A 26,616-nucleotide genomic window follows, 5' to 3' on the forward strand; every position below is an offset into this window, starting at 1 on the left:
TCGGTGGCCGACCCGAGGCGCGCCGAGCCCGGGTCTGCCGCGGTCAGTGCGCGAGGACCGGAGCCTCCTCGACCACCGAGGCGGGCCGCACCGTCGAGGCGACGAGCGCGGTCCGGGCCGCACGGGTGCGGAACAGCGTGACCGTGACCACGGCGCCGAGCAGGAAGATCACCGCCGACCAGGTGTACGCGGTGGAGAAGCTGTGCAACGCAGCCTGGGCCAGCACCTCCGGGGTCGCCGGCGCATGGTCGGTGACGTAGCGGGTCGCCGCGGTCGCCGCGAGCGTGTTGAGCAGCGCGGTGCCGATCGCCCCACCGACCTGCTGGCTCGTCGAGACCGTGGCCGAGGCCGCACCGGCGTGCCGGGGCTCCACGCCGAGCGTGGCGATCTGGAACGAGGCAGGCATGATCGAGGCCATCCCCATCCCGAGGGCGACCAGTCCCGGCACGACACGGCCGTAGCCGGAGTCGACCTGCAGGGTCGTGAACCACAGCAGCGCGGACGCCGCGAGCAGCATGCCGATCGGGACGAGCAGCTTGGGGCCGAACCGCGGCACCAGGAAGTTCGTCTGGAGCTGCGCCGTGATGATCATCGCGACGACCATCGGCATGAAGGCGGCACCGGTCTGCATCGGGGTGTAGTCGAGGGTCGTCTGCAGGTAGTACGTGAGGAAGAGGAACACCCCGAACACGCCCGACCCGGCGACGAGGATCGCCAGGAACGCCCCGCCACGGTCGCGGTCGAGGATGACGGCGAGCGGGAGGACGGGTGCGGACGAGGTGCGCTGGCGCACCACGAACCCGGCGAGCAGCACGACGCTGGCGACCAGGGGCCCCCAGGTGGAGAGCGAGTCCCAGCCCTTCGGCTCGGCCTGCGAGAACCCGTACACCAGGGCGAACAGCCCGGCCGACCCGAGCAGCACGCCGACGACGTCGAGCCGTCCGTGCCCGGTGCGACCGCCGCGCGGCAGCAGGACGAGGCCGGCGGCGAACGCGATCACGGCGATGACGACGTTGACGTAGAGGTTCCAGCGCCAGTCGAGGTACTCGGTCAGGTAGCCGCCGAGCAGCAGGCCGATGGCCCCACCCATGCCGGCGATCGCCCCGAAGACGCCGAACGCGCGCCCGCGCTCCTTGGGCTGGGTGAACGTCGTGGTGAGCACGGACAGGGCGGCCGGGGCGAGCATGGCCCCGAACACGCCCTGCAGCGCGCGGGCGCCGACGAGCTGCCCGAACGTCTGGGACGCGCCGCCGAGGCCCGAGGCGACCGCAAAGCCGACCAGGCCGAGCAGGAACATCCGTCGACGGCCGAACAGGTCGGCCAGGCGCCCGCCGAGCAGCAGCAGGCTGCCGAACGCGAGGGCGTAGGCCGTGACCACCCACTGGCGGTCGTTGTCGCTGAAGCCGAGGTCCGCCTGGGCGGAGGGCAGGGCGATGTTCACGATGGTCGCGTCGAGCACGACCATGAGCTGGGCGAGGGCGACGGTCGCCAGGACGAACCAGCGTCGGCGGGGGTGGTCGGCGCGGTCGAGCGCCGCGGGTGCACCGGTGGGTGCGGGTGTGCTGGACGACATGGGTGTGCTCCGGGGGACGTCGTGGTCGGTACCCCGACGCTAATACAGAACTGGCCGGTTCCGGAACCCCCCGGTCTCGTATTTGCTCCAGCACGCCCCGTGCCCGACAATGGGGGCCCGACGAGAGGAGCGCGACGATGAGCGCGCAGGAGCGCCCGGCCGAGCTCACCGCGGAGCGACCCGTGCCTCGACCCGCGGCACGACCCGCGGCACGGCCCGGCCGACGCCGTGACGAGGCCAAGGACGACGCGATCCTCGCCGCCACGCTCGAGCTGCTCGCCGAACGCGGGTACGACGGCATGACCATGGACGCGGTCGCCGACCGCGCCGGCGCCGGCAAGGCCACGGTCTACCGCCGGTGGCCCTCCAAGGTGCGGCTGGCCGCCGACGCCCTCGTGTGCAACCGCAGCGCGAGGCTGAGCATCGACGACGTCCCCGACACCGGCTCGTTGCGCGGCGACCTCGCCGCCATGCGCCGGCTCGCCACCCGGGTGAACAACGCCAACGACGACGCGCTGACCGGCGTCTGGTCGATCGTGCAGGACGACCCCGAGGTCGCCGCGATCTTCCGCGAGCAGTTCGTCAAGTCCAAGGTCGGGCTCATGCGCGCCGTCCTCGAGCGCGCGCAGGCGCGCGGTGAGGTCCCCGCCGGACGTGACCTGGAGATGATCGCCATGGTCGGGCCGGCGCTGCTCTCGTACCACAAGCTGGCCAACGGCGGCTCGCTCGAGGAGGGGTTCGTCGAGCGCATGATCGACGAGGTCATCGTCCCGCTGGCCACCTGCGCCCCCGTACCGGAACCCGCCGGGTCCCGCTAGCGACCGGCGGACCCGCTGCGGGGATCACGATCACAGGCTCCCCCGTCAGCGCGTCAGGTCGGCCGCCAGCTGGGCGAAGGCGTCGATGAACACGTCGCAGTCCGCGATCGTGTGCTGGACCGACAGCGTCCACTCCTCCTCGCGCCCGGGGGTCATGAACACGCCGCGGTTCATGTTGTACAGCCAGGCCAGGTCGGCCAGCTCGCCGTCCTGGTACTTCTTGAACGACTCGTAGTCGACGATCTTCTCCGGGGCGAACGTCACGCAGCCCTTGGAGGCGACGCCCACGGCGTAGCCCGGCAGGCCGAACTCCTCGATGACGGCCTGGCAGCCGGTCACCATGTGCTCGTTGAGGGCGTCGAGGTGGGCGTAGGCCTCGGGCGTGAGGACCTTCTCGAGGCTCGCCCGCGCGGCCGCGACGCCGAGCGGGTTCCCGTTGTAGGTCCCCACCTGGTAGACCTTCCCGCTCTCGACGGCCTCGAAGACCTCCTCGGTGCCGCCGATGGCGCCCAGCGGCAGACCGCCACCGAGCGCCTTGGCGAGCGTGACCATGTCCGGGGTCACGCCGAACCGCTCGGTCGCGCCGCCCGCCGCGATGCACAGGCCGGTCTTGACCTCGTCGAAGATCAGCACGATGCCGTGCCGCCGCGTGATCTCGCGCACGGCCTCCAGGTACCCGGGCTCGGGCAGCACGATGCCGAGGTTCATCATGGCGGCCTCCATGATGACCGCGGCCGGCTTGCGACCCTCGGCGATGAGCCGCTCGATGCGACGTTCCATGGCCGGGGCGTCGTTGAACGGCACCGGGATCGTCATGTCGACCGACGACTGCGGGATCCCCGCGCCGTACGGCAGCGAAGCGAGGTCGTCCCGGTCGCCGATCTCCCCGTACGGGACGCCGATGGAGACCATCACGTAGTCGTGGTGGCCGTGGTACGAGCCGAAGACCTTGACGATCGTGTCCCGGCCCGTCAGGGCGCGGGCGATCCGGATCGCGTCCATCGTCGCCTCGGACCCGGAGTTGACGTACCGCCAGCGCGGCAGCCCCCACCGCCGCTTGAGCTCCTCGCCGACCACGACGGCATCCTCGGTCGGCGCCGCGAAGTGCGTGCCGCGCGTGATCCGGGCCGTGACCGCCTCGGTGATCGCCGGGTGGGCGTGACCCTGCACCATCGAGCCGAACCCGTTGTGGAAGTCGACCATCCGGTTGCCGTCGACGTCCCACACCGCCGAGCCCTCGCCGCGCTCGAGGTAGATCGGCCACGGGTCGCGCACCTGGTACGACGAGGCCACACCTCCCGACAGCGTCTGGCGGGCCCGCGCGTAGAGGGCGGCCGACGCCGGGGTGCGCTCGTCGAGCCGCGCGGACTCGCGTGCGGTCAGCTCGGCGATCCGGGTGCGGTCGAGGACGACCGGGGTGCGGGTGGGCATCGGGGGCTCCTTCATCTGGCTGCGAGCCCTCATGATGGCATCCCGACGTCGGGTTGGACAGCCTTCGACGAGTGATTACCTCCGTCATATGCCCGTAACGCCGATGAAATCGCGCCTCTGACGCGCGCGGGCCACGAAATCCGCAGCCGCCCGGTCGGCGTCGACCTCCCGGGTGCACCGGCACGCGATTCACCCGTAGCGGGCATGCGTCTCACCCGGTCCGCCGGCTCACCGGAGCACCCGCACGGTCGATGGGTCGGTCGACCCCGCACCCCGGGGCGCACGACCTGAAGGCGGGAGCGGACATGTCACGCCGCGACGACCACGACGGCCCCGTCACCTACGCGCCCGCACCCCTGCGCCCCCAGGACCGCGCCCCGCACGTGCCGTCCGCAGGAGTTCTCGTCGACGTCCCCCGGCCGCGGCCGGCGCGCGAGCGCCCGAGCGATCCCGCCGAGACCCCGCCCCCGACGACCGCTCCCTGGGCCCAGAGGGCCGTCGGGCTCGCCGTGTTCGCGATCGCCGCCAGCGCGGCGACGGCCCTGTGGCTCCTGCTCGCCGTCGACGTCCCCGAGGAGGCCCCCGGCCTGCACGAGGGGATCCTGCTCGGCGTCTGGCACGTGCTCTACGACACCGAGCTGCCGCCGCCGCGGATCCTGCTCGCGGCACTCCTGCTGGCCGTCCTGCTCGCCTCCGGCGTCGCACTGCTCGAGCAGCGGATCTCCACCCGGTCGCGACGCTCCGTCGACCAGCGCACCGACCCCCTGGCACCCAAGCTCGTGATGGCCGCGACGCGCGGGGTCTTCGCAGGCCCGGTCACCGTCGCCGCGCTCATCCCCGCGCACGACGAGGAGTACTCGCTGCCCGCGACGATCGCCTCCCTGAAGGCCCAGTCGCACCCGCCCGAGCGCATCGTCGTCATCGCGGACAACTGCACCGACGGCACCGTCGAGGTGGCACGGCGCGCCGGGGTCGAGGTCGTCGAGACCGTGGCCAACACCCGCAAGAAGGCGGGCGCGCTCAACCAGGTCCTCGCCCGCGTCCTGCCCGAGCTCGGCGACAACGACACCGTGCTCGTCATGGACGCCGACACCATGCTCGACGCCGGGTTCCTCGAGACGGCGGTCGCACGCATGAGCGCCGACCGCGCGCTCATGGCCCTCGGCGGCCTGTTCTACGGCGAGGAGGGCGCCGGCGTCCTCGGCCAGTTCCAGCGCAACGAGTACATCCGCTACGCCCGCGAGATGCGCCGCCGCGACGGACGGGTGCTCGTGCTGACCGGCACCGCCTCGCTGTTCCGCCCGGCTGCGCTGCGCGCCGTCGCCGACGGCCGCGGGACCCGGCTGCCCGGCACCTTCGGAGACGTCTACGACACCGCGGCGCTGACCGAGGACAACGAGCTGACGCTCGCCCTGAAGTCCCTCGGCGCCCTCATGACCTCTCCCCCGCAGTGCACCGTCGTCACCGAGGTCATGCCCACCTGGCGCACCCTGTGGGCCCAGAGGCTGCGCTGGCAGCGCGGCGCGCTGGAGAACCTCGGTGCGTACGGCGTCACCCCCCGCACCTTCCGCTACTGGGCGCAGCAGCTCGGCATCGGGTACGGCGTGATCGCACTCGGCGCGTACTTCCTGCTCGTCACTCTCGCGACGCTCAGCGCGGAGCAGATGATCTGGTTCCCGTTCTGGATCGGCCTGGGCGGCCTGTTCGCCCTCGAACGGGTCGTGACCGTGTGGCACGGCGGCTGGCGCGCCCGCCTGCTCGCCGCCGCCCTGCTGCCCGAGCTCGTCTTCGACGCGTTCCTCGACATCGTCTACGTCAAGGGCGTGCTCGACATCTCCCTCGGCCGGCAGGCCAGCTGGAAGCACGTCGTGCACACCGCTCCGGCCCCCGTCCCGCAGCCGGCGGGCGGGCGACCATGACCCCGCTCGTGCTCGACGCGTCCGCCGCGGTGCTGCCCGCCACCCTGCTGACGTCCGCACCGGTGCGGATCCTCGCGGCGTTCGTCGCGATCAACACCGTCATGTACGGCGCGCTCGCGCTGTCCAAGGTGCTGCCGAAGATGCACCCGAGCCGGTGGCTGCGCCGCGACAACCGCCGCGCCGAGGACCGCAGCATCCACCCGCCGAGCTGACTCCCGGACGACCTCGCCCCCGTGCGGGACCCACTGCGGAAACGACGAAGGCCCCGATCCTGGCGGGGATCGAGGCCTTCGTCGTCGCTGTCTCAACGAGTGTCCGGAGGGGGACTTGAACCCCCACGCCCGTTAGGGCACTAGCACCTCAAGCTAGCGCGTCTGCCATTCCGCCACCCGGACAGGTGGACCTTCGGGAGCCCGTGGGCGCCCCTTGGTGCGGCAGAAAACATAGCACGGCGGCGCCCTCGGACCCGCATCCACCCCCGGCTGCGCACCCCTGGGTGCGTCCCGCGGCGCAGCAGGGCCCGACGTGAGCAGAATGGCCGGATGAGCGACCAGTCCGGGCACGTCGAGCACACCGCACCGCACTGGCTGCGAGCCATCGCCGGGGTGTCGTGGCGGCTGCTCGTCGTGGTCGCAGCGGTGTCGTTGGTGTTCTACGCGACCTCGCGCGTCCAGCTGCTGTTCATCGCCGTCTTCATGGCACTGGTCTTCACCGCCGTGCTGCGCCCGCTCGTCGACACCCTCGCCAAGGTCATGCCCCGCGCCCTGGCCACCGGGCTCGGACTGCTCTCCGGCATCCTCGTCTTCCTCGGCCTGCTCGCCTACGTGGCCTACTCGATCGTCAACCAGTGGAACGCGCTGTCGGTCACGTTCGGTGACGGCATCGCCGAGCTGCTCACGTACCTGGAGAGCGGGCGGCTGCCGGTCCAGATCACCAACGACCAGATCAACGAGTGGATCGCCACCGCCCAGCAGTGGGTGCAGGACCATGCCGGTGAGATCGCCGGCCAGGCGGCCACGCGCGCAGGTTCGGTCGTCGAGGTGTTCACGGCGCTCGCCCTGGCCATCTTCTGCTCGGTGTTCTTCCTCGCCCGCGGGCGCGAGATGTGGACGTGGTTCCTCAACCAGCTGCCCACGCGCGTGCGGGAGACGTGGCACCAGGCCGGCGGCGTCGGCTGGTACACGTTCTCGGGGTACACCCGAGGGACCGTGATCATCGCCGTCACCGACGGGATCTTCGCGTTCATCCTGCTCTCGGTGCTGCGCGTGCCGCTGTCGGCGCCCCTGGCCGTGCTCGTCCTCATCGGGGCGTTCATCCCGCTGGTAGGCGCACCCGCGGCCATGATCGTGGCGATGATCGTCGCTCTGGCCGCCAACGGCCTGTGGTCGGCGGTGGCCGTCGGCGTCGGCATCGCGCTCATCGGGCAGTTCGAGGGGCACGTACTGCAGCCCATCGTCATGGGCAAGCAGGTCTCGCTGCACCCCGTCGTCATCGCGCTTGCGGTCACGGCGGGCACACTGACCGCCGGGATCCTCGGCGCGGTCATCGCCGTGCCACTCGTCGCGGTCGCCTGGTCGGTCTTCGCCAAGCTGCGCACGCTCGAACCCCCGACGGACCACACCGACGCAGGTCCCGCGCCCGAGGCGGGCCCGTCCGACGCCGAACGTGCGCCCGTGCGGGGCCGGACGACGGACGGGATGTCACCGGAAGTCGCGTGAGGACGACCGCACGCGCAGCGACAGCGGGGCCAGGTGCTCGGCGACCAGGTTCGTGGCCCCGTCGGCACGCTCCAGACGACCGCGCACGACCAGCGCCCGCGAGGTGCGCGCCGTCGTCCGGAACCGCTGCCACAGCCCCGAGGAGCAGATGACGTTGAGCAGGCCCGTCTCGTCCTCCAACGACAGGAACGTCACCCCGCGGGCCGTGCCCGGCCGTTGACGGTGCGTGACCACACCGGCGACCGCCACCCGCCGACCCACCTCGTGCCGGTACACCTGCTCGACGCGCAGCACCCCGGCCTCGTCGAGCCCCTCGCGCAGGAACTGCGTCGGGTAGGAGTCGACCGAGACGCCCGTGGCCCACACGTCGGCCGTCGCGGTCTCGACCTCGCTCAGCCCCGGCAGCGTGGGGGCGCTGATGCCGACCGAGACACCCGGGAGCGTGTCGGGGCCCTCCTGGGCGAGCGCCCCGGCGGCCCACAACGCCTCCCGACGGGTCACACCCAGGCTGTCGAGCGCGCCCGCGGTCGCGAGCGACTCCAGCTGGGCGGTGGACAGCCGCACCCGGCGCACCAGGTCGCGCAGGTCGACGAACGGCCCACGCACCCGGCGCTCGGCGACCACGCGTTCGGCCACGTCCGCGCCGACCGAGCGCACCGCGGCCAGGCCGAGCCGCACCGCGAGCGAACGCTGCTCCCCTGTGGCCTCACCCGGCGGACGGACCCGGGCCGTGCCGCTGGGCACGGGGACCAGGCGCGGCTCGCCCCCGGTCCGCGTCGGCCCCGTGCGCTCCACGCACGCCTGCACGGCCGAGGTCTGCACGTCCGGGCGCAGCACCGCCAGACCGTGCCGACGGGCGTCCGCGGCCAGGGTCTGCGGGGAGTAGAAGCCCATCGGCTGGGCCGCCAGGATGCCCGCGTAGAACGCCGCCGGGTGGTGCACCTTGAGCCACGAGCTGGCGTACACCAGGAACGCGAACGAGTACGCGTGCGACTCGGGGAAGCCGAAGTCGGCGAACGCCCTGAGCTTGTCGAAGATCTCCTCACGGGTCCGCTCGTCGACACCGTTGTTCGCCATGCCCGCCATCAGCCGGGCCCGCAACGCCTCCATGCGCTCGACCGACCGCTTGGAACCCATCGCCCGGCGCAGCTGGTCGGCCTCGGTGGGCGTGAAGTCGGCCACGTCGATCGCCATCTGCATGAGCTGCTCCTGGAACAGCGGGACGCCCAGGGTGCGCTTGAGCGACTTCTCCAGCTTCGGGTGCGGGTAGGTCACCTTCTGCCGTCCGCGGTATCGCTCGATGTACGGGTGCACCGAACCGCCCTGGATCGGCCCGGGGCGGATGAGCGCGACCTCGATGACGATGTCGTAGAACGTCTTCGGCTGCAGGCGCGGCAACGTGCCCATCTGCGCGCGCGACTCCACCTGGAACACCCCTACGGTGTCCGCCGCGCACAGCAGGTCGTACACCAGCGGGTCCTCCGGAGGCAGGGCGTGCAGGTCCAGATCGACACCCTCGTGCTCACGCACGAACCCGAACGCCAGGCGCAACGCGGTGAGCATGCCCAGACCCAGCAGGTCGAACTTCACCAGCCCGGCGTCCGCGCAGTCCTCCTTGTCCCACTGCAGCACCGTGCGACCCGGCATCCGCGCCCACTCCACCGGGCACACCTCGATGACCGGGCGGTCGCACATGACCATGCCGCCGGAGTGGATGCCCAGGTGCCGGGGCAGCCGCAGGAACCGTTCGGCCAGGTCGATCACCTGGTCCGGGATCTCGTCGAGGGCGTCGGCCGGCGGCGGCGCGACCGGGGGGACCACGTCGTGCCGGTCGACGGTCGGCTCCCCCGGACCCGGTGCGGCCCGGCGGCGCGCCACGGGTGCCGGCTCGTGCTGCGTGCTCCACAGCACGCCGTCGCCGTCACGCCTCCCGACCGCTGCAGGCGACCCTCCGGCCACCGGGCCGACCGGACCCGAGCGGTGCATCGTCCACCACGGGCTGTCCCGCTCCGGACCACGCAGGCTCCCCCAGCGCTCGATGCCCGACGCCCACGCGTCCTGCTGACCGGCGTCGTACCCGAGCGCGCGGGCCGCGTCGCGCACGGCCGAGCGCGGACGGTAGGAGATGACGTTGGCCACCTGCGCCGCGTGCCGGCGGCCGTGCGTGCGGTACACGTACTGGATGACCTCCTCACGGCGGGCCGACTCGATGTCGACGTCGATGTCCGGCGGGCCGTCCCGTTCGGGGGCCAGGAACCGCTCGAACAGCAGGCCGTGGCGCACCGCGTCGACCGCGGTCACGCGCAGCGCGTAGCAGACCGCCGAGTTCGCGGCCGAGCCGCGCCCCTGGGCGAGGATCCCGTTCTTGCGGCAGAAGTCGACCAGGTCGTACACGACGAGGAAGTACCCGGGGAACCCGAGCCCCTCGATGACGGTCAGCTCGTGCTCGAGCTGGGCGTACGCCCCGGGCACCCGTTCGTGCCCCGGGTGGCCGTACAGGTCCTCCGCACCACGCCGGACCAGCTCGCGCAGCCAGGTCGCCTCCGTGTGCCCGGGCGGCACGGGGTACGGCGGCAGGTCCGGGGCGACCAGCCGCAGGTCGAACGCGCACTCGACACCCAGGTCGGCCGCCGTACGCACCGCCTGCGGATACCGCCTGTGCAGCACCGCCATCTCCGCCGCCGAACGCAGGTGCGCGACCAGCGCCCCGGGCAGCCAGCCGTCCATGTCCTCCAACGACGAGCGTGCCCTGACGGCCGCGAGGGCGGCTGCGAGGTCGGCGTCGCGCGGGGTCGCGTGGTGCACGTTGCCCGTGGCCGCCAGCGGCAGGCGCAGCGTGTCAGCGAGCACCGCGAGCGCGTCGGCACGTTCGGCGTCCTGCGGGGTGCCGGACGCCGTGAGCTCCACGGCGACGTTCTCCCGGCCGAACAGGGCCACGAGCCGGTCCAGCTCGGTGCGCGCCGCGTCGAACCCGCCGGGCGCGACCGCGACGGTGCCCGACGGGTCGCCGCCCGCGAGCGCGCGCCGGACGGCACCCTTGCGGCAGCCGGTGAGCACGAGCCACTGCCCGGCGGCGGCCTCGGCGAGCGTCTCGAGCCGGTGGTCGGCGGCTCCCTTGCGTCCGGTGCGCAGGTGCGCCTCGGCGATCGCCCTCGACAGCCCCCGGTACCCGTCCGGACCGCGTGCGAGAACCACCAGGTGCGTCGAGCGCGGGTCCGGGATGCCGGTCGGCGGGTCCAGCACGGGCGGTCCGGGGCGCGGTGCACGCTCGTTCGGGTGGCGTCGTCCGTCGGGGGCGGGCAGGTGCAGCTCGGCGCCGAACACCGTCGGCAGGTTCACGGCACGGGCAGCCTCGGAGAACCGGACCACGCCGTACAGGCCGTCGTGGTCGGTGATGGCCAGCGCCTCCAGGCCCAGCCGGGCGGCCTCGGCGGCCAGCTCCTCGGGCTGGCTGGCGCCGTCGAGGAAGCTGAACGCGGAGTGCGCGTGCAGCTCGGCGTAGCGAGGGGTCGGCTCAGTCATAGGTCGCCTCGCAGACCCACCCGTCGGGGGTGCCGGCCAGCAGCAGCGCCTGCCGGTCGTCGAGCGTGACCTGCAGGTGGGCGCGGGGGGCGGCGCCGGCGACCCACCAGCGCTGGGTGAGCAGCCACGGTCCGGCCCAGCCGACGACGGCGCGGACCGGGTCGCCGTGCGGGCGCCACCGCACGGTCGCCGGGGCCGCGGTCAGGCGGCACCGGGAGTCCACCCCCACGGGCACCCCGTCGGCGTCGAGCACGTCGAGCGGCTCGGGCGCGGGCGGCACGGTCGCGGGGGCCGGGTCCGGGAGGCGGCCCGGCCAGGGGCGGTCCAGCGGACGCCCGGGGGCGGACTGCTCACCCCAGGGGCGCAGGTGCACCTGGTCGCGCACGTCACGCCCACCCTGCAGGGTCGCCTGCAGCACACCGTCGAGCCCGACGATGCCCTGCACCCGGTCCAGCGCCCGGTGCGCACGCAGGTCACCACCGGACGGCCCTCCCCACAGCCGTCCCTGCTCGGCACCTGCGGGGGCGACGTCGAGCGCGGTGACCGTCAGGTGCACGAGCGTGACGGGGTGCTCCTCCCCCAGCAGGTCCGGGTCGGGCACCTCCAGCAGGTCGTCGTCGTGCGGGTCACGGGAACGACGCCGACGGTCGCGACCACCGGTCAGCCGCGAGCGTTCCCGGGCGGCCTCGATCGCGGCGCCGGTGAGCCAGCCCTCGAGCTGCCAGCGGATCCGGTCGGTGATGCGAGCCGGTGTGAGCCCGCCCCAGCCGCCCAGGTCGGTGCGCCAGGTGCGCACGAGCTCCTCGCCGTCGTCGGTGCGCGCGGCGATCTGCAGGCGCCCGCACGAGACGGCCCGCTGCACGAGCAGGTCGTGCAGCTGCTCGGCCAGCCGACGCCCGGCGAACGTGGCGGTGTCGACACGGTCGACCGGGGGGTCGAGCGCGGCGGAGACCTCGAGGTCGGCCTCGGGCCGCCGGCGGGCCGGGGGGCGCTCGTCGCGGCCGCAGGCCAGGGTGTGCGCCCACACCCCCAGCGGGCCGAACCGGGCGTGCACGTCGGTGCGCGGCAGCGCCGCGATCTGGCCGAGGGTGCGCAGCCCGAGCCGGTGCCACAGGTCGACGAGGTCGGCGACCGCCGCCGCGACGTCGTCGCTGACGGTGGCGTGCACCAGCTCGCCGACCCCGCGCGGTGCCAGGAACGCCGGCGAACCGCCTGCGGGGACCGCCGACCCGGTGCGGGCGGCGAGCACGGCGGCCAGCAGCCCGTCGGCGGTGCCGACCGCGCACTCGTGACCCGTCGCCTCGCCGACGGCGGCGACCAGCAGCTCCGCGAGCGCCTCCTCCGAGCCGTGGTAGCGGCTCGCCCCGGACGCCGGCAGCAGGAGCAGCCCGGCGCGGGCCACCTCGATCCCGGCGACCACGGTCTCGGCGGCGGCGGCGACCGGTTCGAACAGGCGCACGTCGCGCGCGTCGTCGGCGGGCAGCAGCACCAGCTCGGGGCACACGCCCTGCGCCTGCCGTCGCCGCATGCCGCGACGCACGCCCTGCGCACGGGCGAGCTCGGACACGGCGGTGAGCCGTCGCCCGTCGTGCACCGCGGCGGGCACGTGCACGGGCGTGCGTTCGACGGCGGCCGCGGCGACGACCGGCCAGTCGGGGACCCACAGGACGGTGGTGCGGGTGCTCATCCGACGAGCCTCAACCCGGTCCGTGCGGGCCTCACCAGGGTGGTGGTGCCGTCGGGCACGGGCCCCTCGCCGGGGCGCGGCAACGGCAGCGTCAGCTCGACCGACCGGGGCACGGCGGCGCTGCCGCGTCCGCTGCGCAGCACCGTGACCTCGTGCGTGCGCAGGTACCCCTCACCCGCGCCGACCCCCGCCCACCGACCCGGTTCGACCTCCAGCACCGCCCCGGCACCCACCCAGGGCGCGGTCGACAGCAGCACGGCACCGCGCTCACGGGCACGGGCGGACAACCGCCGCCGGTCGACGTCGGTGAGCACCACCTGCGGCCCGACCAGGACGACGTCGAGCCCGTCGACGAGGGCCGCCACCACGAGGGCGGCGTCCGGCCCGGGTGCGGGCACCACGGCGAGGCGTTCGAGCGCGACGCCGGCCTGGGCCGCGGCGAGCAGACCGACCGCGGGCTGCCCGACGAGCGCAGCCCACGCGCCCCCGGCGCACGCGTGCGCGAGCAGCGCCAGGACGAGCGAGGTGGAACCGAGGACGACCGTGGTGGCACCCCGACGCAGCCCGTCGGGCAGCACGGGCGCCAGCGCCGGGGGTACGGGCAGCGGCGGCCGCTCGGTGGTCAGCAGGGAGGTGGTCAGCTCGGAGGTGGTCAGCTCGGAGGTGGTCAGCTGGGAGACCGTCGGCACGGGTGCAGGCACCGCGGGGGCCGGGGACACCGGGGACACCGTCAGGCTCCGCGCACCCGTGCGCCGCTCGGCGTGCGCCAGCACCGCCCGCGCACGGGCCGCCCGATCCGTGATCCCGGCACGGGCGAGCGCCTGCTCCTCGACGGCGGTCTCGACCGTCACGGCACCCACCTCCTACCCGTCCTGCACCGCTGTGCACCTGTCCGACGACACCACCACGCCGACGCACCAGGTGTGCGACGGCAGTGCTGCATCGTATCGTTCACTCGAACATGTGTTCGATCATGCCAGTACACGCCGACAGTCCCGGGGTGTCAATCCGCCCGCCGAGGGCCACGATGGGCGCACCCGCACCACCGCCCGCAACCCGCCCGCACACCGCCCGCACACCGCACGGAGCCCCCGTTGTCCCAGCCGATCACCCGTCCGGTCGCCCCCGAGCCGTACGGGCTGCTGCCGCCGGTACCCACGTTCACCCTGCTCAGCGACGACCTCGCCGCGGGCCACCGCCTGCCCGACGCCCTCACCGCAGCCGCAGGGGGTCTGGGCGCCTCACCGCACCTGACCTGGTCGGGGTTCCCTGCGGCGACCCGCTCGTTCCTGGTCTCCTGCTTCGACCCGGACGCCCCCGGACCGTCGGGCTGGTGGCACTGGACGCTGGTCGACGTGCCACGGACGACGACCTCGCTGCCTCGCGGCGCCGGGACCCCCGACGGTCACGCCCTGCCCACGGGCGCCCACCAGCTGCGGGGCGACGACGGCATCGCCGGGTACGTCGGGGCTGCTCCCCCGCCCGGCGACCAGGTGCACCGGTACCTGTTCGCGGTGCACGCCCTCGACGTGGAGCACCTGGGGGTCGGACCCGACGCGATGCCCGGGGCGGCGAACACCGCGGCGGTGCTGCACACGCTGGCCCGCGCGGTGCTGGTCGGCACCTACCAGCGCTGACCCGGTCGACCACCTGGCGGTCACCCTGTGCCGCGCGCTGCCCGCACGTGGCTACCCTGCCGCCATGCCCACCTCGACCACGACGACCCCCACCGACACCCTCACCTGGCTGCGGGCCGTGGATCACCCCGCGCTGCTCGCACCGTCGACGCACGCCGCGCTGCTGGCCTGGGCCGAGACGGACGCGTCGGTGGCCGCGTCGGTGCTCGTCGCGCAGATCGACCCCGAGCTGGCCGACACCGCGGCGATGACCCAGGCGTACGACCTGCCGCTGGCCGCCTCGGTCAACTGCGTCCTGGTCGCCGGCCGCCGCGAGGGCGACGAGCGCGTCGCCGCGGCCCTCGTGCGTGCCACGACACGCGCCGACGTCAACACGACGGTCAAGCGCCTGCTCGACGTGCGCAAGGCCTCGTTCCTGCCGATGGACCGCGCCACGGCCGAGTCCGGCATGGAGTACGGCGGGATCACCCCGATCGGCCTGCCGGCCGGCTACCGCCTGCTGCTCGACTCACGCGTGGTGGCCGACGACCCGGACGCCGGCGGGCGGGTCATCATCGGCAGCGGCTTGCGGCGCTCCAAGGTCGCCCTGCCCGGCACGCTGCTCGGTCGCGCCCCGGGCGTCGAGGTCGTCGAGGGCCTCGCCCTGGCGTAGGTCACCGCCACCTCTGGAACACCATGCCCATCGACACCCGGCGGAGCGCGGGTACAGCGGGTCGGCACACCGCGAGGTGACCAGCCCAGGGTCGACCCCGAGCGCTCAGATGGTGCCGCCGGCGAGCGCCGTGAGCAGCAGTCGGGCGGCCTTCGCCACCTCGGCATCGGGGTCGTGCGCGAGGTCGTCGAGGAGCGACCTGCGTTCATCCATCTCCGGAGCGACCTCCGGGTAGTCGACCTCTGCGGGCGGCCAGACGATGGCGTCGCGGATGTAGTAGCCGCTGAGCTCGTCTGCATCGGCGTAGGCGCGCAAGAGCAGGCGGAGTCCCTGATGGTCACGACGACCGACGAGCGCCTCCGCGGTCTCTTGCGTGACGAAGGTGTTCTCCGGATCGTGCAGCAGAGAAAGCAACGTGTCAGATGCGTTGTCAAGGTCGAGGGTCGCCGCGAGTCGCACACCCGCGGCAGCACGCATCAACACGTCGGAACTGGTGCTGACGACATACGCGTCCGTATCGCAGGACAGCACCTTCGGCCACTGGCGTCCGGCGAGATCCAACTCCTCGCGAGCACTCTTCGTCCGACGCCGTCGCATCGGGTCAGGCTAGCGCGTCGCCCAGAAGGCCACCGCGGCTGCGGCCGCCACGTTGAGCGAGTCGACTCCCCCCGCCATCGGGATCCGCACCACCCGGTCGCACGCCGCGATCGTGCCGTCCTTGAGCCCGTGCCCCTCCGCACCGAGCACCAGCGCGAGCCGCTCGGGCTGATCGGCCACGAGCTCGTCGAGCGTGATCGAGTCGTCGCTCAGGGCGAGCGCCGCGGTCACGAACCCCGCCTCGCGCAGCACCTCGACGCCCTCGGGCCAGGGGTCGATGCGGGTCCACGGCACCTGGAACACCGTGCCCATCGAGACCCGCACGGATCGTCGGTACAGCGGGTCGGCGCACCGCGGGGTGACCAGCACCGCGTCGACCCCGAGCGCCGCCGCGCTCCGGAACGCCGCCCCGACGTTCGTGTGGTCGACGACGTCCTCGAGCACCGCGACCCGTCGCGCCCCGGCTCCTCCCCGCGCGCCCGCCAGCAGCTCGCCGACGTCGGGCAGCACGGGCCGGTGCATGGACGCCAGCGCGCCACGGTGCACGTGGAAGCCGGTGATCTGCTCGAGCACGGGCTCCTCGGCGACGTACACCGGCACGCTCGTGCCGTCGTCGGGCAGGGCAGCGAGCATGCGCTCCAGGTCGCTCACCCAACGCGGGGCCAGGAGCACGGAGCGGGGCCGGTGCCCGGCGGCGAGCGCGCGGCCGAGCACGGTGGAGCTCTCGGCGATGTAGAGGCCCTTGGCGGGCTCGTGCCGCGAGCGCAGGGCGACGTCGGTCAGCGAGACGTAGTCGGCGAGCCGGGGGTCGGTGGGGTCGGTGACGGTCTGCAGGTCGGGCCGGGGCACGAGCCCATCTTCCCAGCCCCCGCGCGTGCACCCGCGCCGCTGCTCGCGTACCGGGCGAGGGCAGGACTCAGCCGACGACGACGTCCGCGGCGAGCGCGGTCCTGCGGGTCAGGGCCCGTCCGCCGACGACCGCCACGATGAACCCGGCCACCGCGACCACGGGGACGATCACGAACGCCTGGTAGGTCCCCACGGCGTCGGCGAGCGCCCCGAGCGCGAACGGGGCGACCCCGATGGCCAGTCCGCCCCCGAGCGTGGCGCGCGCCTGCGCGGCATCGGTCGCGCCGTCCGCGGTGGCCAGCAGGAGCGCGATGGACATGGGGTACTGCACGCCGTACCCGAACCCGGCGATGACCAGGCCGACGAGCGCCATCGCGGGGGTCGTGGCGGTCCACAGCACCGCCCAGCCGGCGATCGCGACGAGGAACGAGACGGCGAGGATCCGCGCGGGCGGGATGCGCAGCGACAGCGGCCCGACGACGAACCGGATCACCGACATGCCGGCCACGAGTCCGGCGGTGGTCGCCACGGAGATCCCGGCGTCGGCGCCGGTCCTCTCGATGACGAGGTCGGTGGACCAGTAGGTGGTGGCGTTCTCCAGCGCGATGGCTGCGACGATCGACAGCAGGAAGCACGTCCCTGCCAGGTTCCATCCGGCGCTGCGCGGAACCCCGCCGTCGGGGTGCGCACCCTCGTCGGCGCCGGAACGCGGGCGGGTCATCGCCCCGCCGACGGGAAGGCGGGACTGCATCACCATGGCCACGACCATGAGCAGCGCGGTCACGGCCACGGCCGGCCGCCAGCCCCAGCCGATCCCCACGGTCACGCCGACGGCGAGCGGACCGAGCAGGCCGATGGCCGACCCGACGCCGTTGGCCTCGGTGAGCGCCGCCGAGGCCCGGTGGCCGTGGTGCAGGGCGAGGCCGGCCTGCGCGGCGGACACCGAGGTGTTGCCGCCGGCCGCCAGCAGCGCGACCCCGCTGAGGGTCCACACGAGGGCGGGGGCGAGCACCAGCAGGGTCACGCCGAGCACGAGGGTCGCCCCGGCCAGCAGCAGCGTCGTGCGTCGACCGAGCGCACGCACGAGCCGCGGGGTCGCCGCGGCGGACACGATCGCGCCGACCGCCATCGCAGTGCCGTGCAGACCGGCCTGGGCCCCGGTGAGGTCGAGGTCGTCGGCGAGCAGCGGGACGCTCGGGTTGAAGCTGTAGAGCAGCCATCCCCACACGACGAACGTGCCGTACAGCGACACCGTGAACCGGTCGCGGGGGAACCCGCGGGCCTGGTCACCGGCTGCCGAGGTCCCTGCCGGTGGCGTCGTCACGCGGACGAGGGTACGCCCGCGCCGACGGGCACCGACCGGCCCTTGGTCCGGACGCGCCGACCGCCCCGCGAGGGCTCACCCGCAGGGTGTCCGACGCAGGGCGGTCCGTCCCGGTTCAGACCTCGTCGACCACGGCCGCGGCGAACTGCGAGGCGTACAGCCGTGCGTACGCCCCGTCGGCCTCGAGCAGCTCGGCGTGCGAACCCTGCTCGACGATCGCGCCGTGCTCCATCACCAGGATCGTGTCGGCGTCGCGGATCGTCGACAGGCGGTGAGCGATGACGAACGACGTGCGCCCCGTGCGCAGCGCGGCCATGGCCTGCTGCACGAGCACCTCGGTCCGGGTGTCCACCGAGGACGTCGCCTCGTCGAGGATGAGGATCGAGGGGTCGGCCAGGAACGCCCGGGCGATGGTCAGCAGCTGCTTCTCACCGGCGGACACCGCGGCGCCCTCGTCGTCGATGCGCGTGTCGTAGCCGTCGGGCAGGGTGCGCACGAACCGGTCCACGTGCGTGGCCTGCGCCGCGGCGACGATCTGCTCACGGGTGGCCCCGTCGACGCCGTAGGCGATGTTCTCCGCGATCGTCCCGCCGAACAGCCAGGTGTCCTGCAGGACCATGCCGGTCTGCGAGCGCAGCGCGTCCCGCGTCAGGTCGCGGGTGTCGATCCCGTCGAGCGTGATGCGTCCGCCGTCGACCTCGTAGAACCGCATGAGCAGGTTGACCAGGGTCGTCTTGCCCGCGCCGGTGGGTCCGACGATCGCGATCGTCTCGCCGGGTTCGGCGACCAGCGACAGGTCGTCGATCAGCGGGGTGTCGGCCTCGTAGCGGAACGCGACGTCCTCGAACGCGACGCGCCCACGGGTGGGCCGCGGCAGGACCGCGGGCTCGAGCGGGTCGGGCGTCTGGTCGGGGGCGTCGAGCAGCTCGAAGACCCGCTCGGCGGAGGCGATGCCGGACTGCAGCAGGTTGGCCATCGAGGCGATCTGGGTGATCGGCTGGGTGAACTGCCGCGAGTACTGGATGAACGCCTGCACGTCGCCCAGCGAGATCGTGCCGGAGGCGACCTGCAGCCCGCCGACGACGGCCACCACGAGGTAGTTGAGGTTGGAGATGAACCCGAGGGCGGGCTGGATGACCCCGGAGATGAACTGGGCCTTGAAGCTCGCCTCGTACAGCGCCTCGTTGCGTTCGGCGAAGACCTGCGCGGCCTCCTCCTGGCGGCCGAAGACGGTGACGAGCGAGTGCCCGGTGTACATCTCCTCGATGTGCGCGTTGAGCTTGCCCGTCCAGGCCCACTGCTCGATGAACTGGGGGCGGGACCGCTTGGCGATCATGGCGGCCACGAGGACCGACAGCGGCACGGTGACCAGGGCGATCACGGCCAGCAGGGGCGAGATCCAGAACATCATGGCGAGCACGCCGACGACGGTGAGCACCGAGGTGATGAGCTGGGACAGCGTCTGCTGCATGGTCTGGGCGACGTTGTCGATGTCGTTGGTGACCCGGCTGAGCAGCTCGCCGCGCGGCTGCCCGTCGACGTAGCGCAGCGGCAGGCGCGAGAGCTTGGCCTCGACCTCCTCGCGCATCCGGTAGACGGTGCGCTGCACGACACCGGCGGTGACGCGGCCCTGCACCCAGCCGAACGCGAAGGAGCCGACGTAGACGGCGAGCACGACGAGCAGGATCCGCCCGAGCGCACCGGTGTCGATGCCCTGGCCCGGGACGACGTCCATCGCGGCGAGCATGTCGGCCTGCGTGCCCTGACCCTGCGCCCGCAGGGCCGCGACGGCGTCGGCCTGGCTGATCCCGGCCGGCAGCTTCGACCCGATGAACCCGTTGAAGATCACGTTGGTGGCCTGCCCGAGCAGGCGCGGGCCCGCCACGGCGAGCGCCACCGAGGCGACCGAGAGCAGGACGACGAGCACGAGCCGGACGCGCTCGGGGCGCAGCACCTGCAGGAGGCGACGGCTCGAGCCGCGGAAGTTCATCGACTTCTCCCCCGGCATGCCCATGTGACCCATGGGCCCGGGGGCGACCGGGCGACGGCGCGGGGACGGTGCGGTGGTGCTCATCAGGCAGCCTCCTGCTCACTGACCTGCGAGTACACGATCTCGCGGTACGTCTGGGACGACTCCAGCAGCTCGGTGTGCGTACCGACGGCGACGACCTTGCCGTCCTCGAGCACGACGATCTGGTCGGCGTGCCGGATCGTGGCGACCCGCTGGGCCACGACGAGCACGGTGGCCTCGCGCGTCTCGGGCACCAGCGCCGCCCGCAGGGCTGCATCGGTGGCGTAGTCGAGCGCGGAGAACGAGTCGTCGAACAGGTAGACCTTCGGGCGTCTGACCAGTGCCCGCGCGATGGCGAGCCGTTGTCTCTGCCCGCCGGACACGTTGGTGCCACCCTGCGTGATCGGTGCGTCGAGCCCCTCGGCGAGCGCCTCGACGAAGGGCCGCGCCTGCGCGACGGTCAGCGCGTGCCACAGCTCCTCGTCCGTCGCATCGGGGCGCCCGTACAGCAGGTTGGAGCGGATCGTCCCGGAGAACAGGTACGGCTTCTGCGGGACGAGCCCGACCTGCGACCACAGCACCTCGGGCTCGATGTCGCGCACGTCCACCCCGTCGAGCAGCACGGCGCCGTCGGTCACGTCGAACAGCCGCGGCACGAGGTTGAGCAGCGTCGTCTTGCCCGAACCGGTCGAGCCGATGATCGCGGTCGTGCGGCCGGGCGCGGCCACCAGGTCGACGCCCTGCAGCACGGCCTGCTCGGCCCCGGGGTAACGGAACTCCACGCCGCGCAGCTCGAGCAGACCCGGCCGGGCACCGACGCCCTCCGGCAGCGCGGTCGGCTCGACGGGAGCCAGCACCGAGGTGGACGTCTCGAGGACCTCACCGATGCGCTCGGCGGACACGACGGCCCGCGGGACCATGACGAACATCATCGTGGACATCATCACGGCCATGAGGATGTACATGATGTAGCTCAGGAACGCGGTCAGCGCCCCGATCTGCATGGCACCGCTCTCGATGCGACCGGCGCCGAACCACAGCACCGCGATGCTCGTCACGTTCATCACGAGCATGACGACCGGGAACATCACGGCCATCAGCCGACCCACGCGCAGCGAGGAGTCGAACAGCTCGGTGTTCGCCACCGCGAACCGGGCCGACTCCTGCCGCTCGCGCACGAACGCCCGCACGACGCGCACGCCCGCGATCTGCTCGCGCATGACCCGGTTGATCGCATCGATCCGCTTCTGCACCTGCCGGAAGTACGGGATCATCCGGCTGATCACGAGCCCGACGACGACACCCAGCACGGGGACGGCCACGACGAGGATGCCGGACAGCGCCACGTCCTCCTGCAGGGCCATCACGACGCCGCCGACGAGCATGATCGGCGCCATCAGCAGCATCGTGAACGACATGAGCACGACCATCTGCACCTGCTGCACGTCGTTGGTCGTGCGGGTGATCAGCGTGGGCGCGCCGAACTTGCCGACCTCCTGCGCGGAGAACGTCTGCACGTGCCCGAACAGCCGTCCGCGCACGTCACGCCCGAAGGCCATGGACGTGCGGGCGCCGTAGTACACGGCGGCGACAGCGCCGACGACCTGGACGAAGCTGACCGCGAGCATGATGGCGCCGATGCGCCAGATCGCGGCCGTGTCGCCCTGGACGACGCCGTCGTCGATGATCCGGGCGTTGAGGCTGGGCAGCCACAGCGTCGCGACGGTCTGCACGAGCTGCAGGACGAGGATCGCGGCGACGGCGGCGCGGTAGGGGCGCAGGTGATGGCGCAGGAGCTGGACGAGCACGGAGCCTCCCGGGTGGTGCGAGGCCCGAGGTGCGGACCCGCCAGGTGACGCTAGGCCGCAGGTCCGCACCCCGACAAGCCGATAGCACCCCCGGGGTCCGCGTCCCGCATGGCGTTTCGCTCACGGCGCAGCGAGGCGGCGCACCCCCGGGTCCTCGGTCCCAGGGGCACGCCGCCTCGTCGGACGCAGATCAGGCCCGCGGCTCGTCCTCGTCGTCCTCGGGCGGCCGCACGGCACCCGAACCCGGACGCTGCCCGAGCTCGACCGACGGGTCGAAGGGCAGGCCGCTCAACGTCCCGGCCCCCGTGGCGTCGGCCGTCGCGGCCGCCGACTGCCGGCGGGCCTCGGCGAGCGCCTCGCTCGGATCGGTCAGCGCGACCGGCGGGAGGTCGGCGCCCAGCGGCGAGGTGCCCGGGGCACGCGTCGAGGCGGTCGCCGGACCGCCCGTGCCGACGAACCCGCCGGCGAGCTGGCCGAGGGCACCCGTGAGCTCGGCGGGCAGGAACCACATCTTGTTCGACGGGCTCGCAGCGATCTTCGGCAGCGTCTGCAGGTACTGGTAGGCCAGCAGCTTGGGGTCCGCGTCCCCGCGGTGCACCGCGTCGAACACCTGCAGGATCGCGCGCGCCTCACCCTCGGCCCGCAGGATCGCCGACTGCGCCTCGCCCTCGGCCCGCAGGATCGCGGCCTGCTTCTCGCCCTCGGCCGTGAGGATCTGCGACTGCTTGACACCCTCGGCCGTGAGGATCGCGGCACGCCGGTCGCGCTCGGCACGCATCTGCTGCTCCATCGAGCCCTGCACCGAGGCGGGCGGGTCGATCGCCTTGAGCTCGACGCGGTTGACACGGATGCCCCACCGCCCGGTCGCCTCGTCGAGCACCCCACGCAGCTGACCGTTGATCTGGTCACGGCTGGTCAGCGTCTGCTCCAGGTCCATCGACCCGATGACGTTGCGCAGCGTGGTCACGGTCAGCTGCTCGATGCCGGTGATGTAGTTCGCGATCTCGTAGACCGCAGACTTCGGCTCCGTCACCTGGAAGTAGATGACCGTGTCGATGCTGACCACCAGGTTGTCCGAGGTGATCACGGGCTGCGGCGGGAACGAGACCACCTGCTCACGCAGGTCGACGCCCGCACGCACGCGGTCGACGAACGGGATCAGCAGGTGCAGCCCGGCGTCGAGCGTGCGCGAGTACCGGCCGAGCCGTTCGACGAGGATCGCCACGGCCTGCGGCACGATGCGCACCGAGCGGACCAGCGCGATGACGACGAACAGCACGATGAGGCCCAGCACGACGTACACGGCGACCTGCCCGACGTCGGTGGTGTTGTTCATGGGTTCTCCTGGGTCGGCCCGCCGACCCCGGTCGGGGCGGGACGGGTGGATGGCTCGGGCTGGTGGGGGGTCGGGCACGCGGGGGTCGGCTAGGCCTGCGCAGCCCCTTGCCGGCCCTCCGCCGACGGGCGGGCCGCCCGCACGACGACGGCCGTGGCCCCGTCGATGCGGGTCACCGTGACCTCGGTGCCCGGGGGCAGCGTCACGGACGGGTCCGTCCGGGCGCTCCAGACCTCACCGCGCAGCTTGATCCGGCCCTCCGCCGCGGAGACGGTGCTGACGACGACCGCCGACCCGCCGACGAGCGCTGCGGCGTTGGTCTCGACGAGGGGCATCCGGCCGCGCAGGTGGCGCAGCAGCCAAGGACGCAACGAGCCGAGCAGCAGCACGGAGGTCACCGCGGCCACCACGAACTGCAGCCACACCTCGGCGCCGAGCCAGGCCGCGAGCGCCCCGGCCAGCGCGCCGCCGGCGAACATGATGAAGACGAGGTCGACCGAGAGGATCTCGAGGATGGCCAGGACGACGGCTCCCCCGACCCACCAGAGCCAGTCCATGGCGACCTCCTCCGTGTCAGAGACGGGGGTCGCACGGCCTGCGCCGACACGTCTCGCACCGGCGTCACCGGCACGCCGCGTGCGCGGCCCGAGGGGCTGCTCCGCCTCTCCTCGATCCTACTGACCGCACCGCGTCCGCGCGGGGGATCCGGGCACCGATGACGAACCCGACGCCGTGGCCCGCGACCAGGCGGGGCGTCAGGCCGGACGCACCGCGCGGGCCGACCAGCGCCCGGCCACGTGGTCGACCGTCAGGTCCATGTCGAAGGCACCCGACAGGTTCTCCTGCGTGAGCACCTCGTCGATCGGCCCGGAGGCGAACGCGCGCCCGCCGCGCAGCAGCAGCAGGTGCGTGAACCCCGGCGGGATCTCCTCCACGTGGTGGGTGACCAGCACGAGCACGGGCGAGCGCGGGTCTCCGGCCAGCTCGGCCAGCGCGGACACGAGCTCCTCGCGCCCTCCGAGGTCGAGGCCTGCGGCCGGCTCGTCGAGCAGCAGCAGCTCGGGGTCCGCCATGAGGGAGCGGGCGATCTGGACGCGCTTGCGCTCGCCCTCGCTCAGCGTCCCGAAGTACCGGTCGGCGAGGTGCGCGACACCGAACGCCTCGAGCAGGTCCGCGGCCCGCTGCTCGTCGACCTGCTCGTAGCCCTCGCGCCAACGCCCCGTCACGCCGTAGGCGGCGGTGAGCACGACGTCGCGCACGGTCTCCCCGGAGGGGATGCGGTCGGCCAGCGCGGCGCTCGACAGCCCGATGCGCGGGCGCAGCTCGAAGACGTCGACGCGACCGAGCGTCTCGCCGAGGAGGGCGGCCGTGCCGTGCGTCGGGTGCATCCGCCCGGAAGCGACCTGGAGCATGGTCGTCTTGCCCGCACCGTTGCGCCCGAGCACGACCCAGCGCTCACCCTCGCGCACGGTCCAGGACAGCTCGTCCAGGATCGTGGTCGCCCCCCGGCGGATGGTCACGGCCTGCAGGTCGAGCACGTCGGTCATGTCCCCGACCCTAGTCGGCGTCGGGCGCTGGTCGGAGCACCTGAGCGGGGCGTGGACCCCGGGGGCGGTCACGGGCCGCGCCGCGCCTACCGTGGTACCCGTGCACGAGCCCTCGCCCCTGCCCCGATCGGTCCTCCTCGCCCTCTGGCTGGACTCCCCGGCACCCGAGCCGGCGGTACTCCTGCGAGCCGTGCAGGGGGACGACGAGCCGCACACGGTCCACGGCCTCGACGGGGCCGACGACCCCGCTCCGTCCGACGCGGCACCTCTGGCACGGCTGGTCGCCGAGGTCCTCGCCGGTCCGCACCAGGTCGCTGCGCTGCTGCCCGCACCCGGCGAACCGGCACCGATGACAGGACGCCTCGCCGGGCTCGCCGCCGACCAGGGCGAGGCCCTGCTGCTGCGCACCCCGACCCGCGCCCTGGCGGCCGTCCCCGAGGTCGTCAGGTTCGGCAGCGAGCGCGAGCACGGGCACCTGGTGACCTGGCACGTGGTGGACGTCCCCGACTGGCGCACGGCCGTGCTCGGCGGCGTCGGGTCGTTGCAGGACGCCGAACGCGCGCTGCGCGAGGGGCTCGTCGAGGCGACCGAGGCGCTGACCCGGCTCGACGTGGCCCGGTGGCGGCCGGACGCCGCGGGTCGCATCGAGGCGGCGCGGGACGGCGCGCTGCGCCCGGGCCTCGTGCCCGACGGCCTGGACGCCCGTCGTGCCCGTGTGCTGACGAGCGCGCTGCGGCTGCGGGCGATCGTCCGGCTCGCGACCGAGGACGACGGGGCCGCGGTCAACCTGTGGCAGGTCGACCAGCGGTCCACCGCGCTGCGCGAGGTCGACCGGTCCGCCCGCCGGGCGATGGCCGCCGCCGCGACCTCGGACCTGCGCACCCCGAGCTGACACACCGGACCGGCACGCCCGGGCGCCCGCGCCCGGCAGCGCGTCGGGTGCGGGTCAGGCCAGGACGGCCCGGTACACCTCGAGCGTGCGCTCCCCGATCGCGTCCCAGGAGAAGTGCTCCTCGACGCGCGTACGGGACGCCTGACCCCACCGTGCGGCCTGCGCGGTGTCGGCGACGGCGTCGGCGAGCGCAGCCCCCAGGTCGGCGACGAACCGGTCGGGATCGGTCGGGGTGCCGGTGCCGTCCTGCACCTGGTCGATCGTGACGAGCCGACCGGTGGTGCCGTCGACCACGACCTCGGGGATGCCGCCGGTGGCCGTGCCGACCACGGGCAGGCCGACGGCCATGGCCTCGAGGTTGACGATGCCGAGCGGCTCGTAGATCGACGGGCAGGCGAAGACCGTGCCGTGCGCGAGGACGGCGACGAGCTCGTCGCGCGGCAGCATCTGCTCGATCCACACCACGCCGCCGCGCTTGGCGCGCAGCTGGTCGACCAGGCCGGTCACCTCCGCGGCGATCGCGGGCGTGTCGGGTGCTCCGGCGCAGAGCACGAGCTGGACGTCGGCAGGCAGCGCCTCGGCCGCACGCAGCAGGTACGGCAGCCCCTTCTGACGGGTGATGCGGCCGACGAACACGACCGCTGGGCGGTCCGGGTCGATCCCCAGGCCTTCGACCACGGCGCGCGCCCGCGCCCAGGCCTCCTCGCCCTCGGGCCGACGCCAGCCGTCCAGGTCGATGCCGTTGTGCACCACGTGCACCTTGCTCGGGTCCACGGCCGGGTAGGCGCGCAGGATGTCCTCGCGCATGCCGCCCGACACCGCGATCACCGCGGCGGCCGCCTCGTACGCGGTCCGTTCGGCCCAGCTGGACAGCGCGTAGCCGCCACCGAGCTGCTCGGCCTTCCACGGGCGCAACGGCTCCAGGCTGTGCGCGGTGACCACGTGCGGGAGCCCGTGCAGCAGACCGGCCACGTGCCCGGCGAGGTTGGCGTACCAGGTGTGGGAGTGCACCAGGTCGCTGGCCGCGCCGTCGGCCCCGGGCAACCCGACCGCCGACGCCATCTGCAGGTCGACGCCGAGCGTCTGCAGGGCCGCGTTGGCGCTCGACAGCTCGCCCGGCACGACGTACCCGTGCACGCCGGGCTCGCTGCGCGTGCCTTCGAAGCAGTGCACCTGCACGTCGATGGTGCCTCGCAGCACCGCGGTCAGGCCGGCCACGTGGACCCCGGCACCGCCGTACACGTGCGGCGGGTACTCCCGGGTCAGCAGATCGACTCGCACGAGAACCTCCCGTC

At 73.4% G+C, this 26,616-nt stretch carries 21 protein-coding genes and 1 tRNA gene; 7 read left to right on the forward strand and 15 right to left on the reverse strand.

The annotated features are described in order from the left end of the window. Positions 1–43 precede the first annotated feature (43 nt). Entirely contained in the window at positions 44–1,573 is a 1,530-nt protein-coding gene (locus tag BKA22_RS18000; RefSeq protein ID WP_146954348.1) for an MFS transporter, read from the reverse strand. A gap of 137 nt (positions 1,574–1,710) precedes the next feature. On the opposite strand from BKA22_RS18000, the gene BKA22_RS18005 reads away from it, so the two are divergent. Beyond that, on the forward strand, positions 1,711–2,391 hold the full coding sequence (locus BKA22_RS18005; RefSeq protein WP_146954347.1) for a TetR/AcrR family transcriptional regulator: 681 nt from the start codon (positions 1,711–1,713) through the stop codon (positions 2,389–2,391). A gap of 45 nt (positions 2,392–2,436) precedes the next feature. On the opposite strand, the gene BKA22_RS18010 is transcribed toward BKA22_RS18005, so the two are convergent. After that, the gene (locus BKA22_RS18010; RefSeq protein ID WP_146954346.1) at positions 2,437–3,822 is read right to left on the reverse strand and encodes an aspartate aminotransferase family protein; all 1,386 of its coding nucleotides are present in this window, start codon (positions 3,820–3,822) and stop codon (positions 2,437–2,439) included. 305 nt (positions 3,823–4,127) lie between these two features. Between BKA22_RS18010 and BKA22_RS18015 the strand changes: the two genes are divergently transcribed. Together BKA22_RS18015 and BKA22_RS18020 are read left to right on the forward strand one after the other, a co-directional pair. Further along, positions 4,128–5,741 (forward strand): glycosyltransferase family 2 protein, encoded by a 1,614-nt coding sequence (locus BKA22_RS18015; RefSeq protein WP_146954345.1) that lies wholly within the window; start codon positions 4,128–4,130, stop codon positions 5,739–5,741. After that, on the forward strand, positions 5,738–5,953 hold the full coding sequence (locus BKA22_RS18020) for a hypothetical protein (RefSeq protein ID WP_146954344.1): 216 nt from the start codon (positions 5,738–5,740) through the stop codon (positions 5,951–5,953). Before BKA22_RS18015 ends, BKA22_RS18020 begins: the two co-directional genes overlap by 4 nt. A 100-nt stretch (positions 5,954–6,053) precedes the next feature. Here BKA22_RS18020 and BKA22_RS18025 read toward each other — a convergent pair. Then, positions 6,054–6,136 (reverse strand) — tRNA-Leu (locus BKA22_RS18025). Between the two features lie 147 nt (positions 6,137–6,283). Between BKA22_RS18025 and BKA22_RS18030 the strand changes: the two genes are divergently transcribed. Continuing rightward, the gene (locus BKA22_RS18030; protein WP_146954343.1) at positions 6,284–7,459 is read left to right on the forward strand and encodes an AI-2E family transporter; all 1,176 of its coding nucleotides are present in this window, start codon (positions 6,284–6,286) and stop codon (positions 7,457–7,459) included. Here BKA22_RS18030 and BKA22_RS18035 read toward each other — a convergent pair. From BKA22_RS18035 to imuA', 3 genes are read right to left on the reverse strand one after another with little or no spacing between them, the layout of a single operon-like run. Further along, a complete protein-coding gene (locus BKA22_RS18035) occupies positions 7,442–10,981 on the reverse strand; it encodes a PHP domain-containing protein (protein WP_146954342.1) in 3,540 nt (1,179 codons plus the stop codon). The genes BKA22_RS18030 and BKA22_RS18035 overlap by 18 nt on opposite strands. Beyond that, positions 10,974–12,668 carry a DNA polymerase Y family protein gene (locus BKA22_RS18040; protein WP_146954341.1) on the reverse strand — a complete coding sequence of 565 codons (1,695 nt, stop codon included), beginning with the start codon at positions 12,666–12,668 and terminating at the stop codon, positions 10,974–10,976. The genes BKA22_RS18035 and BKA22_RS18040 overlap by 8 nt, the downstream gene beginning before the upstream one ends. Further along, positions 12,665–13,519 carry a DnaE2-dependent mutagenesis accessory factor ImuA' gene (imuA', locus tag BKA22_RS18045; protein ID WP_179561853.1) on the reverse strand — a complete coding sequence of 285 codons (855 nt, stop codon included), beginning with the start codon at positions 13,517–13,519 and terminating at the stop codon, positions 12,665–12,667. The genes BKA22_RS18040 and imuA' overlap by 4 nt, the downstream gene beginning before the upstream one ends. A 243-nt stretch (positions 13,520–13,762) precedes the next feature. Here imuA' and BKA22_RS18050 point away from each other — a divergent pair, with 243 nt between their 5' ends. Next, positions 13,763–14,305, forward strand: a complete 543-nt coding sequence (locus tag BKA22_RS18050) for a YbhB/YbcL family Raf kinase inhibitor-like protein (protein ID WP_146954340.1) — start codon at positions 13,763–13,765, stop codon at positions 14,303–14,305. A 64-nt stretch (positions 14,306–14,369) separates the two neighbouring features. Continuing rightward, on the forward strand, positions 14,370–14,957 hold the full coding sequence (locus BKA22_RS18055; protein WP_146954339.1) for a YbaK/EbsC family protein: 588 nt from the start codon (positions 14,370–14,372) through the stop codon (positions 14,955–14,957). Between the two features lie 105 nt (positions 14,958–15,062). Here the strand turns inward: BKA22_RS18055 and BKA22_RS18060 are convergent, their stop codons facing one another. The 8 genes from BKA22_RS18060 to BKA22_RS18095 all read right to left on the reverse strand — a co-directional run bounded on the left by BKA22_RS18060 (position 15,063) and on the right by BKA22_RS18095 (position 24,429). Further along, complete coding sequence (locus BKA22_RS18060) at positions 15,063–15,554, reverse strand: hypothetical protein (RefSeq protein WP_146954338.1); 492 nt, start codon at positions 15,552–15,554, stop codon at positions 15,063–15,065. 9 nt (positions 15,555–15,563) lie between these two features. Then, positions 15,564–16,403: a TrmH family RNA methyltransferase gene (locus BKA22_RS18065; RefSeq protein WP_146954337.1), complete on the reverse strand. Its 840-nt coding sequence runs from the start codon at positions 16,401–16,403 to the stop codon at positions 15,564–15,566. A 67-nt stretch (positions 16,404–16,470) separates the two neighbouring features. Then, the gene (locus tag BKA22_RS18070) at positions 16,471–17,727 is read right to left on the reverse strand and encodes an MFS transporter (protein WP_146954336.1); all 1,257 of its coding nucleotides are present in this window, start codon (positions 17,725–17,727) and stop codon (positions 16,471–16,473) included. Between the two features lie 115 nt (positions 17,728–17,842). Next, positions 17,843–19,801, reverse strand: a complete 1,959-nt coding sequence (locus tag BKA22_RS18075; RefSeq protein ID WP_146954335.1) for an ABC transporter ATP-binding protein — start codon at positions 19,799–19,801, stop codon at positions 17,843–17,845. After that, a complete protein-coding gene (locus tag BKA22_RS18080) occupies positions 19,801–21,546 on the reverse strand; it encodes an ABC transporter ATP-binding protein (protein ID WP_146954334.1) in 1,746 nt (581 codons plus the stop codon). The genes BKA22_RS18075 and BKA22_RS18080 overlap by 1 nt, the downstream gene beginning before the upstream one ends. A gap of 190 nt (positions 21,547–21,736) precedes the next feature. After that, entirely contained in the window at positions 21,737–22,882 is a 1,146-nt protein-coding gene (locus BKA22_RS18085) for an SPFH domain-containing protein (protein ID WP_146954333.1), read from the reverse strand. A gap of 89 nt (positions 22,883–22,971) precedes the next feature. Beyond that, on the reverse strand, positions 22,972–23,439 hold the full coding sequence (locus tag BKA22_RS18090; protein WP_146954332.1) for an NfeD family protein: 468 nt from the start codon (positions 23,437–23,439) through the stop codon (positions 22,972–22,974). Between the two features lie 198 nt (positions 23,440–23,637). After that, the gene (locus tag BKA22_RS18095; RefSeq protein WP_146954331.1) at positions 23,638–24,429 is read right to left on the reverse strand and encodes an ABC transporter ATP-binding protein; all 792 of its coding nucleotides are present in this window, start codon (positions 24,427–24,429) and stop codon (positions 23,638–23,640) included. A 100-nt stretch (positions 24,430–24,529) separates the two neighbouring features. Between BKA22_RS18095 and BKA22_RS18100 the strand changes: the two genes are divergently transcribed. Continuing rightward, complete coding sequence (locus BKA22_RS18100; RefSeq protein WP_146954330.1) at positions 24,530–25,321, forward strand: Rv1486c family protein; 792 nt, start codon at positions 24,530–24,532, stop codon at positions 25,319–25,321. 54 nt (positions 25,322–25,375) lie between these two features. Here the strand turns inward: BKA22_RS18100 and glgA are convergent, their stop codons facing one another. Further along, a complete protein-coding gene (gene glgA / locus BKA22_RS18105; RefSeq protein ID WP_146954329.1) occupies positions 25,376–26,602 on the reverse strand; it encodes a glycogen synthase in 1,227 nt (408 codons plus the stop codon). Between the last annotated feature and the right edge of the window lie 14 nt (positions 26,603–26,616).

This window comes from Cellulomonas soli (assembly GCF_013409305.1).
Classification (GTDB): Bacteria; Actinomycetota; Actinomycetes; order Actinomycetales; family Cellulomonadaceae; genus Cellulomonas; species Cellulomonas soli.

Coding starts and splice junctions, on each gene's coding strand:
- BKA22_RS18000 (WP_146954348.1), bottom strand. CDS start 1,573: ATGTCGTCCAGCACACCCGCACCCACCGGTGCACCCGCGGCGCTCGAC.
- BKA22_RS18005 (WP_146954347.1), top strand. CDS start 1,711: ATGAGCGCGCAGGAGCGCCCGGCCGAGCTCACCGCGGAGCGACCCGTG.
- BKA22_RS18010 (WP_146954346.1), bottom strand. CDS start 3,822: ATGCCCACCCGCACCCCGGTCGTCCTCGACCGCACCCGGATCGCCGAG.
- BKA22_RS18015 (WP_146954345.1), top strand. CDS start 4,128: ATGTCACGCCGCGACGACCACGACGGCCCCGTCACCTACGCGCCCGCA.
- BKA22_RS18020 (WP_146954344.1), top strand. CDS start 5,738: ATGACCCCGCTCGTGCTCGACGCGTCCGCCGCGGTGCTGCCCGCCACC.
- BKA22_RS18030 (WP_146954343.1), top strand. CDS start 6,284: ATGAGCGACCAGTCCGGGCACGTCGAGCACACCGCACCGCACTGGCTG.
- BKA22_RS18035 (WP_146954342.1), bottom strand. CDS start 10,981: ATGACTGAGCCGACCCCTCGCTACGCCGAGCTGCACGCGCACTCCGCG.
- BKA22_RS18040 (WP_146954341.1), bottom strand. CDS start 12,668: ATGAGCACCCGCACCACCGTCCTGTGGGTCCCCGACTGGCCGGTCGTC.
- BKA22_RS18055 (WP_146954339.1), top strand. CDS start 14,370: ATGCCCACCTCGACCACGACGACCCCCACCGACACCCTCACCTGGCTG.
- BKA22_RS18060 (WP_146954338.1), bottom strand. CDS start 15,554: ATGCGACGGCGTCGGACGAAGAGTGCTCGCGAGGAGTTGGATCTCGCC.
- BKA22_RS18075 (WP_146954335.1), bottom strand. CDS start 19,801: ATGAGCACCACCGCACCGTCCCCGCGCCGTCGCCCGGTCGCCCCCGGG.
- BKA22_RS18085 (WP_146954333.1), bottom strand. CDS start 22,882: ATGAACAACACCACCGACGTCGGGCAGGTCGCCGTGTACGTCGTGCTG.
- BKA22_RS18090 (WP_146954332.1), bottom strand. CDS start 23,439: ATGGACTGGCTCTGGTGGGTCGGGGGAGCCGTCGTCCTGGCCATCCTC.
- BKA22_RS18095 (WP_146954331.1), bottom strand. CDS start 24,429: ATGACCGACGTGCTCGACCTGCAGGCCGTGACCATCCGCCGGGGGGCG.